This window comes from Salinirubrum litoreum, assembly GCF_020567425.1.
GTDB lineage: Archaea > Halobacteriota > Halobacteria > Halobacteriales > Haloferacaceae > Salinirubrum > Salinirubrum litoreum.
Map to the genome: position 1 here is coordinate 1303388 of NZ_JAJCVJ010000001.1, position 14258 is coordinate 1317645.

The 14258-nt window shown below is 67.0% G+C and carries 15 protein-coding genes; 11 read left to right on the top strand and 4 right to left on the bottom strand.

The features are described 5' to 3' along the window. Positions 1-554 precede the first annotated feature (554 nt). Together LI337_RS06525 and LI337_RS06530 are read left to right on the top strand one after the other, a co-directional pair. The gene (locus tag LI337_RS06525; RefSeq protein WP_227229000.1) at positions 555-734 is read left to right on the top strand and encodes an HVO_2753 family zinc finger protein; all 180 of its coding nucleotides are present in this window, start codon (positions 555-557) and stop codon (positions 732-734) included. 2 nt (positions 735-736) lie between these two features. Beyond that, positions 737-1003, top strand: coding sequence for an elongation factor 1-beta (locus tag LI337_RS06530; RefSeq protein WP_227229001.1), 267 nt, complete (start codon positions 737-739; stop codon positions 1001-1003). Between the two features lie 99 nt (positions 1004-1102). Here LI337_RS06530 and LI337_RS06535 read toward each other — a convergent pair whose 3' ends face one another. Beyond that, the gene (locus LI337_RS06535; RefSeq protein ID WP_227229002.1) at positions 1103-1309 is read right to left on the bottom strand and encodes a glycine zipper domain-containing protein; all 207 of its coding nucleotides are present in this window, start codon (positions 1307-1309) and stop codon (positions 1103-1105) included. Positions 1310-1425: 116 nt separating this feature from the next. Continuing rightward, a complete protein-coding gene (locus LI337_RS06540; protein WP_227229003.1) occupies positions 1426-2646 on the bottom strand; it encodes a cystathionine gamma-synthase in 1221 nt (406 codons plus the stop codon). Positions 2647-2797: 151 nt separating this feature from the next. Here LI337_RS06540 and LI337_RS06545 point away from each other — a divergent pair, with 151 nt between their 5' ends. From LI337_RS06545 to LI337_RS06585, 9 genes are all read left to right on the top strand, one after another. Beyond that, a complete protein-coding gene (locus LI337_RS06545) occupies positions 2798-3088 on the top strand; it encodes a 50S ribosomal protein L21e (RefSeq protein WP_227229004.1) in 291 nt (96 codons plus the stop codon). Position 3089: 1 nt separating this feature from the next. Next, positions 3090-3446, top strand: a complete 357-nt coding sequence (locus tag LI337_RS06550; RefSeq protein WP_227229005.1) for an RNA polymerase Rpb4 family protein — start codon at positions 3090-3092, stop codon at positions 3444-3446. A 120-nt stretch (positions 3447-3566) separates the two neighbouring features. Then, the gene (locus LI337_RS06555) at positions 3567-4157 is read left to right on the top strand and encodes a DUF655 domain-containing protein (RefSeq protein WP_227229006.1); all 591 of its coding nucleotides are present in this window, start codon (positions 3567-3569) and stop codon (positions 4155-4157) included. A gap of 105 nt (positions 4158-4262) precedes the next feature. Next, positions 4263-5165 carry a 16S ribosomal RNA methyltransferase A gene (locus LI337_RS06560; protein ID WP_227229007.1) on the top strand — a complete coding sequence of 301 codons (903 nt, stop codon included), beginning with the start codon at positions 4263-4265 and terminating at the stop codon, positions 5163-5165. Next, positions 5158-6300 carry a mechanosensitive ion channel family protein gene (locus LI337_RS06565; RefSeq protein WP_227229008.1) on the top strand — a complete coding sequence of 381 codons (1143 nt, stop codon included), beginning with the start codon at positions 5158-5160 and terminating at the stop codon, positions 6298-6300. The genes LI337_RS06560 and LI337_RS06565 overlap by 8 nt, the downstream gene beginning before the upstream one ends. After that, on the top strand, positions 6297-6995 hold the full coding sequence (locus tag LI337_RS06570; protein WP_227229009.1) for a HemK2/MTQ2 family protein methyltransferase: 699 nt from the start codon (positions 6297-6299) through the stop codon (positions 6993-6995). The genes LI337_RS06565 and LI337_RS06570 overlap by 4 nt, the downstream gene beginning before the upstream one ends. Positions 6996-7124: 129 nt before the next feature. Beyond that, positions 7125-7433: a DUF7518 family protein gene (locus tag LI337_RS06575; RefSeq protein WP_227229010.1), complete on the top strand. Its 309-nt coding sequence runs from the start codon at positions 7125-7127 to the stop codon at positions 7431-7433. A 29-nt stretch (positions 7434-7462) separates the two neighbouring features. Beyond that, the gene (smc, locus tag LI337_RS06580) at positions 7463-11044 is read left to right on the top strand and encodes a chromosome segregation protein SMC (RefSeq protein ID WP_227229011.1); all 3582 of its coding nucleotides are present in this window, start codon (positions 7463-7465) and stop codon (positions 11042-11044) included. A gap of 63 nt (positions 11045-11107) precedes the next feature. Continuing rightward, entirely contained in the window at positions 11108-12097 is a 990-nt protein-coding gene (locus LI337_RS06585; RefSeq protein WP_227229012.1) for a segregation/condensation protein A, read from the top strand. A 67-nt stretch (positions 12098-12164) separates the two neighbouring features. Here LI337_RS06585 and LI337_RS06590 read toward each other — a convergent pair whose 3' ends face one another. Together LI337_RS06590 and mtnP are read right to left on the bottom strand one after the other, a co-directional pair. Next, positions 12165-12902: a DUF7504 family protein gene (locus LI337_RS06590; RefSeq protein WP_227229013.1), complete on the bottom strand. Its 738-nt coding sequence runs from the start codon at positions 12900-12902 to the stop codon at positions 12165-12167. Between the two features lie 206 nt (positions 12903-13108). Continuing rightward, on the bottom strand, positions 13109-13966 hold the full coding sequence (mtnP, locus tag LI337_RS06595) for an S-methyl-5'-thioadenosine phosphorylase (RefSeq protein WP_227229014.1): 858 nt from the start codon (positions 13964-13966) through the stop codon (positions 13109-13111). Between the last annotated feature and the right edge of the window lie 292 nt (positions 13967-14258).

The window sequence follows — 14258 nt, forward strand, 5'->3', positions numbered from 1 at the left end:
TCCTCCCCAGCCTCGGGGTTCTCTCCGCACCGCCCGAACCCCTCCCTCGCGCGTTTCTCGCGCGCCGACCGCAAACCGCACCGCGACACTGAACTGAAGCGCCGACTCACGACACGTTTACCAGTCGAGTGGGCTGGCGCGAGTTCATCTCGCGCCGACGGTTGCAGGGAGGCGCTCGCGCTGATCCGACTGGTCCACCGGGAGTTGCGTGATGGGTCGCAGATTCCACCGGGTGGGACTGAAAGGGGCCGAGAGCGCGGGGGCTTTCACCTCACGTTGTCCACGACAGCTTCACCTGAGTTCTCTGCGACCGATTCGACAGCAATCACATCACTCAGAGACGTTCATCGCTCGTCCTCTCCGACACACTCGACCGAAGTCACTTCTCGCAGAGGATTTCACCCCTCTTCGTTCACGACGCATCAGTCAGGAGAGACAGCCGTGAGCGTTCGGGGGGTCGTCCACACCACCAGTCCATTCTCCCGAGTACGCCACGTCGTACCGAGGTCGGACAAAAGACAACCGTTAAAAAGCGCGGCCCGGACAGAGTAGATATGAGCGAAGCCCAGCAACGGCGGGCGCGCAAGTGCGTGTCCTGCGGGATCAACATCTCCGGCACGACGGCCGCGCGGTTCAAGTGTCCGGACTGCGGTCAGGAGATCTACCGCTGTGCGAAGTGTCGCAAGCAGAGCAACCTCTACGAGTGCCCGGACTGCGGGTTCATGGGGCCGTAACAATGGGGAAAGTCGCAGCCAAGATGAAGGTCATGCCGAAGAGCCCCGACATCGACCTCGACGCACTCCAGGAACGTCTGGAGGAGTCGCTCCCCGAGGGTGCGAAGATTCAGGGCTTCGGCCGTGACGACGTGGCCTTCGGTCTCGTCGCACTCCTGCCGGCCGTCATCGTCCCCGACGACGCCGGCGGCACCGAAGCCGTCGAGGAGGCCTTCGCCGGCGTCGAGGGTGTCGAGTCCGTGAAGGTCGAAGAAGTCGGTCGTCTGTAAGACCGCGAGCCGTCCGGTTTTCAGTTCACCGTTCCGCCAGCGACAGCGCCGGGTTCGCCTCCCCAGCCGGCGTCTGGCGTCTCCCGTGGCACCGCGAACTCAGGCCAGTCGCCCGAACGCGAGGCCGAGGAGAGCGCCGACGACGATACCGCCCGCGACACCGAGCGCGATGCTGTTGATCAGGACGCCGACGACGCCGCCGAGCAGGACGCCGACGACGAACCCGAAGCCGAACATCTCGGCGTAGTGGGCCGTGTCACCTTCTTCGTGGTCCGGGACGCCAGTAGATTCGCTTTCGGTACTCATACGCCGCCGTTCGACGCCCTCGTATTAAGAACTTAGTTACTCGCGGCGAGCGAGTCGGCACCCTCACCGACCAGCGCCGAGACGCCGACCGGACCGGAGCCGCCGGTGCCGCCGGGTCACTCCAGCGCGGTCCCGATGGCCTGTTGGAGGTCTGCCCGCAGGTCGTCGGCGTGTTCGATGCCGACCGACACCCGGATCAGCCCGTCCGTCAACCCGGCCGCAATGCGCTCTTCTCGGGGAATCGCGGCGTGGGTCATCGCCGCCGGCTGTTCGATCAGGCTCTCCACGCCGCCGAGCGACTCCGCGAGCGTGAACACCTCGGTCTCCTCGACGACCGTGCTCGCCTGTTCCAGCGTGCCGTCCAACTCGAAGGAGAGCATCCCGCCGAAGTCGTCCATCTGCCGGGCCGCGAGGTCGTGCTGTGGATGGGAGTCGAGACCAGGATAGAACACTTCGCTCACGGCGTCGTGGTCGTCTAACCACTCGGCGAGCGTGCGGGCGTTCTCACAGTGGCGATCCATCCGGACCGGGAGCGTCTTCGTCCCCCGCAGGACGAGGAAGCAGTCGAAGGGGCCGGGCGTCGCGCCGACCGAGTTCTGGTAGAAGCCGAGGCGCTCGTCGAGGTCGGGGTCGTCGGTGACGAGTGCGCCGCCGATGACGTCCGAGTGGCCGCCGAGGTACTTCGTCAGCGAGTGGGAGACGATGTCCGCGCCGTGTTCGAGGGGTCGCTGGAGGTACGGCGTGGCGAAGGTGTTGTCGACGACACAGAGCGCGTCGTTCGCGTGAGCCACGTCCGCGAGCGCCGAGATGTCGTTGACGCGCATCAGCGGGTTCGTCGGCGTCTCGACCCAGACGAGTTCCGTGGCGTCTCGCATCGCGTCCTCCACCGCGTCGTGGTCGGTGGTGTCCACGAAGTCGAATTCGAGGTCGTACTCCTCGTAGACCTGCGTGAAGATGCGGTGGGTGCCGCCGTACACGTCGTCGCCCGCGACGACGTGGTCGCCAGCCGACAGCAGGTTGAGGACCGTGTTGATCCCGCCCATCCCCGAGGCGAAACAGCGGCCGAACTCGCCACCCTCCAGCGAGGCGAGGTTCGCTTCCAGGTCGGTGCGGGTCGGGTTACCGGTCCGCGAGTACTCGTAGCCGCGGTGGTCGCCGGGACCGTCCTGCTGGTACGTCGAGTTCGCGTAGATGGGGGTCATCAGCGCGCCGGTCTCGGGGTCCGGTTCCTGCCCGGCGTGGATGGCGCGGGTCTCGATCCGGCCCGACTCGCGTGTGTCGTGCGCGTCGTCTCGGGGCTCGTCGTCCCCGTCGCTCGTGTCGTGGGCGTCGTCCATGCCGGCAGGCACGCAGGGGGGCCACCTGAGGATTCCGACTCGTGGGGCGACGGTCGCGTCCTGTCGGGGTCGTCGGCCGTGTCACTCCCTGCCGTCCGCGTCGGGGAACGCACCATTTATAACCGAAAGCGGAGTAACCCTTCCCAAGACAATGCCGAGTTCGAACGGACCCCTCACCGGCACGCGCGAGAAGTTGTCGAACAAGCCACGAGAGCGCGGGACCTCCCCGCCCCAGCGGGCGATCCAGGAGTACGACGAGGGCCAGAAGGTCCACCTGAAGATCGACCCGAGCGTCCCCGAGGGACGCTTCCACGCCCGATTCAACGGGCACACCGGCGAAGTCGTCGGCAAACAGGGTCGCGCGTTCCAGGTGAAGATCGTCGACGGCGGGAAGGAGAAGACGCTCGTCGTCCGGCCGGCCCACCTGCGCGCCCAGCAGTGAGATGACGATCTTCAAACAGAAGCTCGACGAGGAGTACCTCACGATCCCCGAGGTGAAGGAGCTCCTCGAAGAGGTCGAAGCGGACCGCGCCGCCGACGAGGAGCGTGAACTCCGGTACGAACTCGCCCGCGCGATCGAGCACGTCAACGCCTTCGCCTTCCTCGACCCCGAGGAGTCCCGCGAACTCGTCGCGGAACTCCAGGAGTTGGAGAAGGTCGACGAGGCGACGGCGTTCAAGATCGCCAACCTGCTGCCGCACGACCGCAACGAACTCCGCGCGGTGTTCGCACAGGAGCGGTACGCGCTGGACGGCGACGAACTCGACGCGATCCTCGACGTGGTCGCGAAGTACGCCTGAGTCGAGTCGTCGCGACTCCCGGTCGCGGTCCCGACCGGAGCCCCCGACCGACCGTGGGCCACGACACCGGGCGACGCGCGTGCCTACTTTTTAAATAGACAGTGACCGTAGACGACAGACATGACTACGAGCGAGAGCGGTGAGGCCGACGGCTCGGACCCCGAGTACGCCGTCGTCCTCGACTACCTCCCCCACGGCCGGCCGGACGACGACAGGCCGCAGTACAAGAAGCCGCCGCTCGCGTACGGCATCGGCGAGTCGGCGTTCCGGCTGGTGGAACTGACGCTGGCCGACGACGCCGACGTGGGGATCGGCGACAGAGTCGTGATCGAACCGGCCGACGAACGCGAGTCGGTCGATCGCCTGCGCGACATCGACTACGGCGATCTGTCGAACAGCGCCGTCTCCGAACTCGACTACGTCGTCGAGGAGATCGTCGAGCGCGAAGAACAGCGGTTCGTGGACTTCTACAACGACGCCCAACCGATCACGCTCCGCCTCCACCAGTTGAATCTCCTGCCGGGCATCGGGAAGAAGCTCCGGAACAACGTCTTAGAGGAGCGCAAGCGCAAGCCGTTCGAGAGCTTCGCGGAACTCGAAGAGCGCGTCTCGGGACTCCACAACCCGAAGGACGTGCTCGTGGACCGGATCATCGAGGAACTGCGCGACGACGACCTGAAGTACAAGACGTTCGTCCGCCGCGAGGAGTGAGCGAGGGGGACTCCCGCCGAGCGGTCGATCCGGCGGGCCGTGTCTGCCGAGCGACCGATCCCGAGAGCGCGGGGTTTACGACCGCGTAGCCAGTAGCACTCGCCAATGACCGACGCCGACGGCGCGGCTGGCGGAGCCGCGAACACTGCGGACGCGGCCGAGGACCGCGAGTACCGCGACCCCGACGCCCTGCTCCGCCGGGCGGGGGTCCGTGGCAACCCCGACCGCGACCAGCACTTCCTCGTCGACGACCGCGTGCTGGACCGCATCCCGACGTACCTCCCCGACGAGACCGACACGAGTCACCTGCTGGAGATCGGTCCCGGCACCGGCGCGCTGACCGACCGACTGCTCGCGGTCGCCGACCGCGTGACGGCCATCGAGCGCGACCCCGATCTGGCCGACTTTCTCCGCGAGGAGTTCGCCGACGAGATCGAGTCGGGTCGACTGACCGTGATCGCGGGTGACGCACTCGACGTCGAGTTGCCCGACTTCACCGCCTGCGTGTCGAACCTCCCGTACGGCGTCTCCTCGCCGATCACGTTCCGACTCCTGCCCGAGGGCAAACCGACGGTTCTGATGTTCCAGAAGGAGTTCGCCGAGCGCATGGCCGCGAGCGTCGGCGACGACGACTACGGCCGTCTGTCGGTGAGCGCGGGCCACTACGCCGACGTCGAAGTCGTCGAACCGGTGCCGAAGGGCGCGTTCGCGCCCCCACCGGACGTGGAGAGTGCGGTGGTGCGGACGACGCCGCGCGATCCCGACTACACCGTCGACGACGAGCAGTTCTTTTTGGACTTCGTGAAGGCGCTCTTTACGCAACGTCGGAAGAACGTCCGGAACGCGATCCGGAACACGGCACACATCTCGGGACTCGCGGAACCGGAGGCGGTGGTCGAGGCGCTGCCCGAGGAGACGCTCCGGAAGCGACCGGGCAAGTTGGCCCCGTCGGCGTTCGCCGAGATCGCGGGGATCGCGGCGGAACACGGGGGGCCGACCGATGGTTGACGTGAGCGTCCTCGGGCAACTCCAGCCGTATCTCGACGAGATACTGCTCTCGGCCGTCGTCATCACCCTCGTTCTCGGGATCCGGTACGCCGCTCGGCGGTGGCGGAAGTCCCACCAGTCGGCGATGGCGAACCGTCGAATCCGAGTGGTCGTCTCCGGCAGCGTGGCGCTCGTCACCGGCGTCGGCCTGTTCAGCCTGATCGTCGTCTGGGGGCTGTGGGACATCCTCGTCTCCGTCGTCGACGGCCTCTGGAACTCCGATGCCAACTCGGGTAGCAGTCTGATCGCTCGGGTCACTCTCGCGGTCGTCCTGCTGGGGACGGCCTACGCCCTCACGAGCTTCATCGGGCGAGTGATCAGCGAGTTGACCAGCGGCACCGACAGGATCAGCGAACACCAGCGGGAGATCATCTACCGCCTGACGCAGGTGACGCTGTACGCGGTCGTCGGGTTGGTCGTGCTGTCGATCTTCCTGGAGGACCTCGGCAGTCTGCTCGTCGGTGCCGGCTTCCTCGGCATCGTGGTCGGGATGGCCGCGCGACAGACGCTCGGTGCCGTACTCGCGGGGTTCGTGCTGATGTTCTCCCGACCCTTCGAGATCGGCGACTGGGTGCAGATCGGCGACCAGGAGGGCATCGTCACCGACATCACGATCGTCAACACGCGACTCCAGACGTTCGACGGCGAGATGGTCGTCCTGCCGAACGACGAGGTGAGTTCCCAGGCGATCACGAACCGCACCCACAAAGGTCGCCTGCGACTGGAGGTCGAGATCGGGGTCGACTACGACGCCGACCCGCAGGAGGCGGCCGAGATCGCCCGCGACGCGCTGGACGAGGTCGAGGAGATTCTGGACGTGCCGACGCCGCAGGTCGTCCTGAAGCGGTTCGACGACTCGGCGGTCGTCCTCGGTGTCCGCGCGTGGATCGGCGAACCGAGCGCCCGCCGGAAGTGGCGCGCCCGGACCGCGATGATCTCGGCGGTGAAGACCGCCTTCGAGCGCGAGTCGATCAAGATCCCGTTCCCGCAGCGGGAACTCACCGGCCGGGAGGAGTCCGGCGGTTTCCGGCTCACGGGCGAGCGCCCGGCGCGTGAGGTGCGCTCCGAGGCCGCACCCGACGGGGGCGAGGAGTGACCCGAGAGCGCGACACCGGTGCCGGCGGGTCCGGCGGGGCGGAAGGGCCCGCCGACTCGGCGCGTGATCTCGCCAGCAGACGCGGGATGGAGACCAGCGTCTACCAGCCGGCCGAGGACTCCGAACTCTTGGCGCGGGCCGCAGTCGGCCACGCCGAGGGGCGGACGCTGGAGGTCGGTACCGGGTCCGGGTGGGTCGCCGAGCAGGTGGCGAGCGAGACGGCCGCGTCGGTCGTCGCCAGCGACGTGAACCCCGGTGCCTGCCGGCAGGCCCGCGAACGCGCCGAGCGTCTGCGGGCGGAGAGCGAGTCGGGGACCGGAGCCGAGAGCGAGAGAACCGACGCCGGCTTCGAGGTCGTGCGGGCCGATCTGCTCGCCCCCTTCGCCGACGAGGTATTCGACACCGTACTGTTCAATCCTCCCTACTTGCCGACCGACCCGGACAACGAGTGGGACGACTGGATGGAGACCGCGCTGTCCGGCGGGGAGTCCGGCCGGGAGTTGATCGAACCGTTCTTAGACGACGTGGGGCGCGTGCTCGCGCCGGGCGGCGAGGTGCTCCTGCTGGTCAGCAGTCTGACCGGCTACGAGGACGTGCTGGCGTACGCCGAAGCCCGTGGGTTCTCACACGAGGTCGCGGTACAGGAGTCGTACCCCTTCGAGACGCTGTCGGTCGTCGTCTTCTCGCAGAACTGATACTGGCGGCACCCGACGACGACGCGGCCGCGTCGGGGCGTCCTCACGGCGGAGCGGTCGTTCCGTGGGCCATCCTGTCACACGTCCGTCTGACGCAGGTTTATGGAGCACGCGCCACGCCGTAGATGCATGACCGGCAACAGGGTCGAGGAACTCGAATCCCGCGTCGCGGAACTGCAGGCCACCGTCGACGGCCTGACCGAGGAACTCGTCGAGACGAAAGAACGCCTCCGTCAGTTGGAGGCCGACGAGGAACCGGCACGCGTGTCCCGCACGACGGACGCGAACACCGAGGTCGTCCGCACCGAACGCGAGCAGTCTGCGGAGGCCGAGCCAGACGGCGAGTCGGAGACGGCGGCCGAAAGTGATACCACCGAGGCGGCGGAAGACGCAGAGGACGAGGCCGAGTCCGAGAGCAGCGACATCATCGTCGCGTAAGGGGACTCGGCGTCCGCCACGAGCAACCCATGCACATCAAAAAGCTCGTCCTCGACGACTTCAAGAGCTTCGGCAGAAAGACCGAGATTCCGTTCTACGAGGACTTCACCGTCGTCACCGGCCCGAACGGGTCGGGCAAGTCGAACATCATCGACGGGGTGCTGTTCGCGCTCGGACTCGCCCGGACGCGCGGCATCCGCGCCGAGAAGCTGACCGACCTCATCTACAACCCCGGGCACGCCGACGAGTCGGCGTCCGGCGGCGGCGCGCGCGAGGCGAGCGTCGAGGTGATCTTGGACAACGAGGACGGGCGACTCGACCGGTCGCAGGTGGTCTCGGCGGCCGGCAGCGAGAACGTCGGCAGCGTCGACGAGATCAGCATCAAGCGCCGGGTGAAGGAGACCGAGGACAACTACTACTCCTACTACTACCTCAACGGGCGCTCGACGAACCTCTCCGACATCCAGGACCTGCTCGCGCAGGCCGGCGTCGCGCCCGAGGGGTACAACGTCGTCATGCAGGGCGACGTGACCGAGATCATCAACATGACCCCGTACCAGCGCCGGGGCATCATCGACGAGATCGCGGGCGTGGCGGAGTTCGACGCGAAGAAGGAAGACGCCTTCGAGGAACTGGAGACCGTCAAGGAACGCATCGGCGAGGCGGACCTCCGCATCGAGGAGAAACAGGACCGACTCGACCAACTGGCGGACGAACGCGAGACGGCACTGGAGTACCAGTCGCTCCGCGAGGAGAAAGAGGAGTACGAGGGCTACCTGAAGGCCGCCGAACTGGAGGACAAGCGCTCGTCGCTCAACCGCGTCACCGGCCAGATCGACGCGAAGGAAGACGAACTCGCCGAGAAGCGGTCGGAACTGGACGAGCGACAGGGGCGCGTCACCCGACTCGAAGCCGAGTTGGACGACCTCAACAGAGAGATCGAGCGCAAGGGCGAGGACGAACAGCTTCGCATCAAAAGCGAGATCGAGGAGGTCAAAGGCGAGATCAGCCGGCTGGAAGACGCCATCGAGACCGCCGAGGGGCGCATCGAGGACGCCGAGTCCGAGCGCCGCGAGGCGTTCATGAAGATCGACCGGAAGCAGGAGCAGATCGACGAGTACGACGACGAACTCCGCGAGATCAAAGTCGAGAAAGCCTCCGTGAAGAGCGACATCGCGTCGAAGCGCGGCGACCTCGCGGAGGTCCAACAGGAGATCGAGAGCGTCGACACCGAGTTCGACGAACTGAAAGCCGACCTCGCGGACGCGAAAGACCGGCTGGAGGAGTTGAAGACCGAGCGAAACGACGCGCAGCGCGAGAAGGACCGCCTGTTGGACGAGGCCCGCAGACGCTCCGAAGAAGTCGAACAGGCGCAGGCCGACCTCGAGGAGGCGCACGGTCGCATCCCCGATCTGAAGGCCGACCTCTCCGATCTGCACAGCGAACTCGACAAGGCACGCAAGAACGAGTCGAAGGCCGACGAGGCGCTCGCGGATCTGAAACAGGAGAAGCGCGAACTGCAGGACGAACTCGACGACGTGAAGGCCGACATCAACGCCAAACAGTCGGAGTACGCCGACCTGGAGGCGAAGACCGACGACGGCGGGAGTTCGTGGCCGCGAGCGGTCTCGACGATCAAGAACGCCGGGATGTCGGGCGTCCACGGTGCGGTCGGCGAACTCGGCAGTGTGCCGGCCGAGTACGCGACCGCCTGTGAGACGGCCGCCGGCGGGCGACTGGCGAACGTCGTCGTGGACGACGACCAGGTCGGGTCGGACTGCATCGACTACCTGAAGCGCCGGAACGCGGGGCGGGCGACCTTCCTCCCGATCACCGAGATGGACGACCGCGGGCTGCCGCGACTCCCGAACCGACCGGGCGTCGTGGACTTCGCCCGGAACCTCGTGGAGTACGAGTCGCAGTACGAGGGCATCTTCTCGTACGTCCTCGGGTCCACGCTGGTCGTGGAGGACATGGACACCGCCCGGTCGCTGATGGGCGACTACCGGATGGTGACGCTGGACGGCGACCTCGTCGAGAAGTCCGGCGCGATGACCGGCGGGTCCGGCGGCGGATCGCGCTACTCGTTCTCGAAGTCCGGCGGCGGGAAACTCGAACGACTCGCCGCCGAGATCGGCGACCTCGAAGACGAGCGCCGGTCGCTGAACGAGGAGATCCGCGAGGTGGAGTCCAAGTTGGACGACGCCCGCGACCGCAAGAGTTCGGCGGGCCAGCAGGTCTCGAAGATCGAAGGGCGGATCGACGCGACCGAGGACGACCTCGCCGACGCCGAGAGCGAGATCGACGGTCTCGAAGAACGCCTCGAAGACCTCCGCGAGGAACGCGCCGAGGTGGACGAGGAGATGCAGACGGTCGAGGAGACGATCGCCGAGAAACAGGAGGCGGTCGCCGAGGTCGACGCCGAGATCGACGACCTCGAGGCGGAACTGGCCGACTCGCGCGTCCCGGAACTGACGAGCCGAAAAGAGGAGATCGAGTCGGCCATCGCCGAGCACGAGGAGCGGATGGACGATCTGGACGGCCGACTCAACGAACTCCAGTTGGAGAAGCAGTACACCGAGGAGGCCGTCGACGACCTCCACGACACCGTCGAGTCCGCCCAGAACCGGAAGGCCGAACAGGAGGAGACGATCGCCGAGTTAGAGGCCGAGATCGACGAACAGGAGGACCTGCTCGCCGAGAAGCGCGAGGCGGTCGAGGAGTTAGAAGAAGAACTCACCGAACTGAAAGACGACCGGCGCGATCTGCAGGGGACACTCCGGGAGGCGAAGGAGAAACGCGACGACGCGAAGGAGACGGTCTCGACCGTCGAGTCGACGCTCTCGACGCTGACCGACCGGCGGGATCGACTGGAGTGGGAGATCGACGAGTTGGAGTCGCAGGTCGGCGACTACGACCCCGAGGAGATTCCGAGCCACGACGAGGTGGAGGCGACCGTCGAGCGACTCGACGGCGAGATGGAGCAGTTGGAACCGGTCAACATGCTCGCCATCGAGGAGTACGACGAGGTGCAGAGCGATCTGGACGACCTCCAGGAGGGCCGCGACACCCTCGTCGAGGAACGGGACGGGATCAGAGACCGGATCGACTCCTACGAGGCCCAGAAGAAGGCGACGTTCATGGCGGCCTTCGAGAGCATCGACGAGCAGTTCCGCGACATCTTCGAGCGTCTATCGGACGGTACCGGCGAACTCCACCTCGAAGACCCCGAAGACCCCTTCGATGGCGGCCTGACGATGAAGGCGCAACCGGGCGACAAGCCGATCCAGCGGCTGAACGCGATGTCCGGCGGCGAGAAGTCGCTGACCGCACTCGCCTTCATCTTCGCCATCCAGCGACACAACCCCGCGCCGTTCTACGCACTGGACGAGGTGGACGCCTTCCTCGACGCCGCGAACGCCGAGCGCGTCGGCGAGATGGTGGACGACCTGGCGGGCGAGGCGCAGTTCGTCGTCGTCTCCCACCGGTCGGCCCTGCTCGAACGGTCGGAGCGCGTCATCGGCGTGACGATGCAGGAGAACAACGTCAGCGCCGTGACCGGCATCCAGTTGGCCGAGGCCGACGGCGAGGAGGTGCCGGCGGATGACTGACGACCCGGTCCCCGGGGAGCGCCTGTGGACGCCCGGCGACTCGGTCGTCGGGGAGGCGGCGCGATGACCGAACCACCCGAGACGCTGGCGGCCGCCGGCGTCGACCCGGACGCGGCGGTCGGCGTCGAGGCCGGTGACGGCGAGGGGGACGAGGAGGTCGAACCGGTCGAACTGCTCGTCACGCTCGCCGAGGAGGGTGAGATCGAACCGTGGGACATCGACATCGTCGCCGTCACCGACGCCTTCCTCGACCGACTGGACGCGACCGACCTCCGGACCTCCGGCCGGGCGCTCTTCTACGCCAGCGTGCTCCTCCGGATGAAGAGTGACGCCCTGCTGTCGGACGACGACGAAGCGGAGGAACCCGAGGCCGAACCGTGGGAACTGGCGATGCAGGGCGGGCCGGGCGGAGACGGCGGTGCGGGTGGACCCGGCGGGGCGGACGGTGATCCGGGCTTCGACCCCGTCGACGCACTCGAAGACGAGATGGACCGCCGGCTGGAACGGAAGTCGGCACGCGGCAACCCGGAGACGCTGGACGAACTCGTCCGGGAGTTGCGGGAGGCCGAACGCGGGTCGTGGTGGAAGGAGCGCCGTGAGTACGACACCAGCGAGTCGCCGAAGGGGTTCTCGCGCGGGACACAGACGCTCGACTACCACAGCGCGGACGACCTGCGGCGCGACGAGGAACCGACCGAGGGCGACGTGACCGGGACGACGCACAAAGAGGACATCGAGGAGACGATCTCACACGTCCAGCGCAGTCTGCGCGAGCAGTACGATCAGGGGCGCAACGAGGTACTGTTCGCCGAAGTCCGGGACGTCGGCGGGACCGTCGTGGCGACGTTTCTCGCCCTGCTGTTTCTCTCACACCGGGGGCACGTGCTGCTCCAGCAGGACGACCTGTTCGGCGACCTGTGGATCAGGAACCCGGCCGTCGACTGGTCCGACGAGGAAGCGGCCGACGGTGACGAAGCGAGTGCCGGTGAGGAAGAGACGACACCGGCAGAGACCGGCGAGTCGGCGGTGGTCGCGGAGACCGACGACGACTGAGCCGGTCGCTCTTTTCGGCAGTGGTCGGCGGTCAGTGCGGCGTGTGTCGATCGTGATCCGACGCGAGTCAGTCGTGATCCAACGGGAGCCAGTCGGTCTGGAGGCCGGCGTCGCGGAGCGTCCAGCGCTGTTGTGGCCCGTCTACCGTCGTTCGGACCTCGACGGTCGCGTCGAACAGCGGACGGACGGTCCTGATCGTCACCGCGTCGGCGGCCCCCGAGAGGTGGAAGTGCGCCATCGCCTCGGCGGCGCGCAGTCGGTTCGTGAGGACGTGGAGAAAGCGGAACAGGTCCCGCTGGTCGACGGTGTCTACGAAGGGGTCGAGCGAGTCGAAGCAGACTCTGATCTCGCTCGGATCGGGGTCGTACGCCTCGAACCGCCGGAGGTGTCGGTGCACGTGTCGAGCCACCCCCGGCAGGTCGTCGAGTGTAGCGAGTCGACTGTACCACACCGCCGACTCCCGCGGGCCGATCGGTCCTGCTCGGTCCGGAATCGGGAGGTCGGCGGTCGCGTCGAGCACCCTCTCGTTCGGCGTCGGACGCGCGACCGGTTCGCTCGACGAGCGTGTCGGATCGCCGGTAGCCTCCACGACGCCGAGTCGACTCGGGTCGGGAACCGGACGCTCGCCCGGCGTGTCGCCGCGTCCGGCCGAGACGAACAGTCGTCGCCTGACCTCGCTGTCGTCGCCGAGTAGGTGGTCACAGATCACCGGCGACGACCCCGGATCGCTGAGGACGAGGAGACTCACACCGCTCTGCTTGAGGTTCTCTAACTCCGTGCTGAACGCTGCGACGTCTCCCTCCATTCGTTAACCGATTCAGGGGCCCGGTATTTAGAGTTTGGGCGGGTTCATGTCACGGCCGTCACAGACTGCACGCAACTCCGCCGGATCGAGTTACAGACGTGTCACGTTCGAGCGCGCGATGGCCGTAATCGACCAGTTCCGGGGTCGTGCTGGACTCTCTGGACGCGTCGGTCCCGACAGAAAAGAGTACGTCGTCCCGCGTCGACTCAGTCGAGGTACTCGCCCGCGAGCAGATCGACACGCGACTTCGTCTCCTCGGGGATGGCCTCGCTGGGGGTGTTGATCGTCCCGGCGAGCGCAGAGCCACAGTCGCAGTCGCGGTCTTCGGGGAGAGTCCGGATCGCCTGCTCGACGACCTGCTTGATCGCGGTCTCGTTGGCGGCGGCGTTGTCCAGGACTTCACCGAGACTGACCTCGGCGTCGGTCTTCCAGACGTCCCAGTCGGTGACGCCCGTGATGGTCGCGTAGCAGATCTCGGCCTCGCGGGCGAGTTTCGCCTCCGGGATCGTGGTCATCCCGATCACGTCCCAGCCCTGCGCCCGGAAGAACTCGCTCTCGGCGCGGGTGGAGAACTGCGGGCCCTCGATACAGACGTAGGTGCCGCCGTCCACTGCGCCATCTTCGGTCGCCTCGTCGGCCGACTCGACCAGGTGCTCGGCCATGTGCGGACAGTAGGGTTCGGCGAAGCCCATGTGGACGACCATCCCCTCGTCGAAGAAGGTGTACGGGCGACTGCGCGTCCGGTCGAAGGCCTGATCCGGGACGAGGAGCGTGCGCGGCGGCAGGTCCTCGCGGAGGCTCCCGACGGCGTTCGACGACAGGATGCGCTCGACGCCGAGTTGCTTCAGCGCGTAGATGTTCGCGCGGTACGGCGCGTTGGTCGGGTTGTACTCGTGGTTCTCGCCGTGGCGCGGGAGAAAGGCGACCTCGGTGCCGGTGTCGGCGAACTCCCCGACCGTGACCGGGGCGCTCGGGTCGCCGTAGGGCGTGGTCACGTCCTCCTCGCGGGTGTCGTTCAGTGGCAGGGCCTCGTAGATGCCGCTTCCGCCGATGAAGCCGATCATACGTCGTGGTGGTCGGTGTGTCGTAGTAAACGGTGCGATACTGGGATGAATACGTTCGATACGATTCTGGTGGATATACTGTGGTGAACTCGGGTGGATCGGCTGGAAATAGTCCGGGTGAATCGGTCGCAGATAGTTCGGATGAATCGGTCGCGGGCGACGAGAGGTGAAAGCCCCCGCGCTCTCGACCGGCCGCGACTTCCTGCGCGCTTCCCTCAGGCTGGCGGGCAAGCCCGCCAGCCTTCAGTCCAGTGCTTGGTGCGTCGGGGCCGGATCGAGAGCGCGGCCCCTT

What these genes read in the sequence shown, in the direction of transcription:
- LI337_RS06525 (WP_227229000.1), top strand. Translation starts at nt 555, where the DNA reads ATGAGCGAAGCCCAGCAACGGCGGGCGCGCAAGTGCGTGTCCTGCGGG.
- LI337_RS06530 (WP_227229001.1), top strand. Translation starts at nt 737, where the DNA reads ATGGGGAAAGTCGCAGCCAAGATGAAGGTCATGCCGAAGAGCCCCGAC.
- LI337_RS06535 (WP_227229002.1), bottom strand. Translation starts at nt 1,309, where the DNA reads ATGAGTACCGAAAGCGAATCTACTGGCGTCCCGGACCACGAAGAAGGT.
- LI337_RS06540 (WP_227229003.1), bottom strand. Translation starts at nt 2,646, where the DNA reads ATGGACGACGCCCACGACACGAGCGACGGGGACGACGAGCCCCGAGAC.
- LI337_RS06545 (WP_227229004.1), top strand. Translation starts at nt 2,798, where the DNA reads ATGCCGAGTTCGAACGGACCCCTCACCGGCACGCGCGAGAAGTTGTCG.
- LI337_RS06550 (WP_227229005.1), top strand. Translation starts at nt 3,090, where the DNA reads ATGACGATCTTCAAACAGAAGCTCGACGAGGAGTACCTCACGATCCCC.
- LI337_RS06555 (WP_227229006.1), top strand. Translation starts at nt 3,567, where the DNA reads ATGACTACGAGCGAGAGCGGTGAGGCCGACGGCTCGGACCCCGAGTAC.
- LI337_RS06560 (WP_227229007.1), top strand. Translation starts at nt 4,263, where the DNA reads ATGACCGACGCCGACGGCGCGGCTGGCGGAGCCGCGAACACTGCGGAC.
- LI337_RS06565 (WP_227229008.1), top strand. Translation starts at nt 5,158, where the DNA reads ATGGTTGACGTGAGCGTCCTCGGGCAACTCCAGCCGTATCTCGACGAG.
- LI337_RS06575 (WP_227229010.1), top strand. Translation starts at nt 7,125, where the DNA reads ATGACCGGCAACAGGGTCGAGGAACTCGAATCCCGCGTCGCGGAACTG.
- smc (WP_227229011.1), top strand. Translation starts at nt 7,463, where the DNA reads ATGCACATCAAAAAGCTCGTCCTCGACGACTTCAAGAGCTTCGGCAGA.
- LI337_RS06585 (WP_227229012.1), top strand. Translation starts at nt 11,108, where the DNA reads ATGACCGAACCACCCGAGACGCTGGCGGCCGCCGGCGTCGACCCGGAC.
- LI337_RS06590 (WP_227229013.1), bottom strand. Translation starts at nt 12,902, where the DNA reads ATGGAGGGAGACGTCGCAGCGTTCAGCACGGAGTTAGAGAACCTCAAG.
- mtnP (WP_227229014.1), bottom strand. Translation starts at nt 13,966, where the DNA reads ATGATCGGCTTCATCGGCGGAAGCGGCATCTACGAGGCCCTGCCACTG.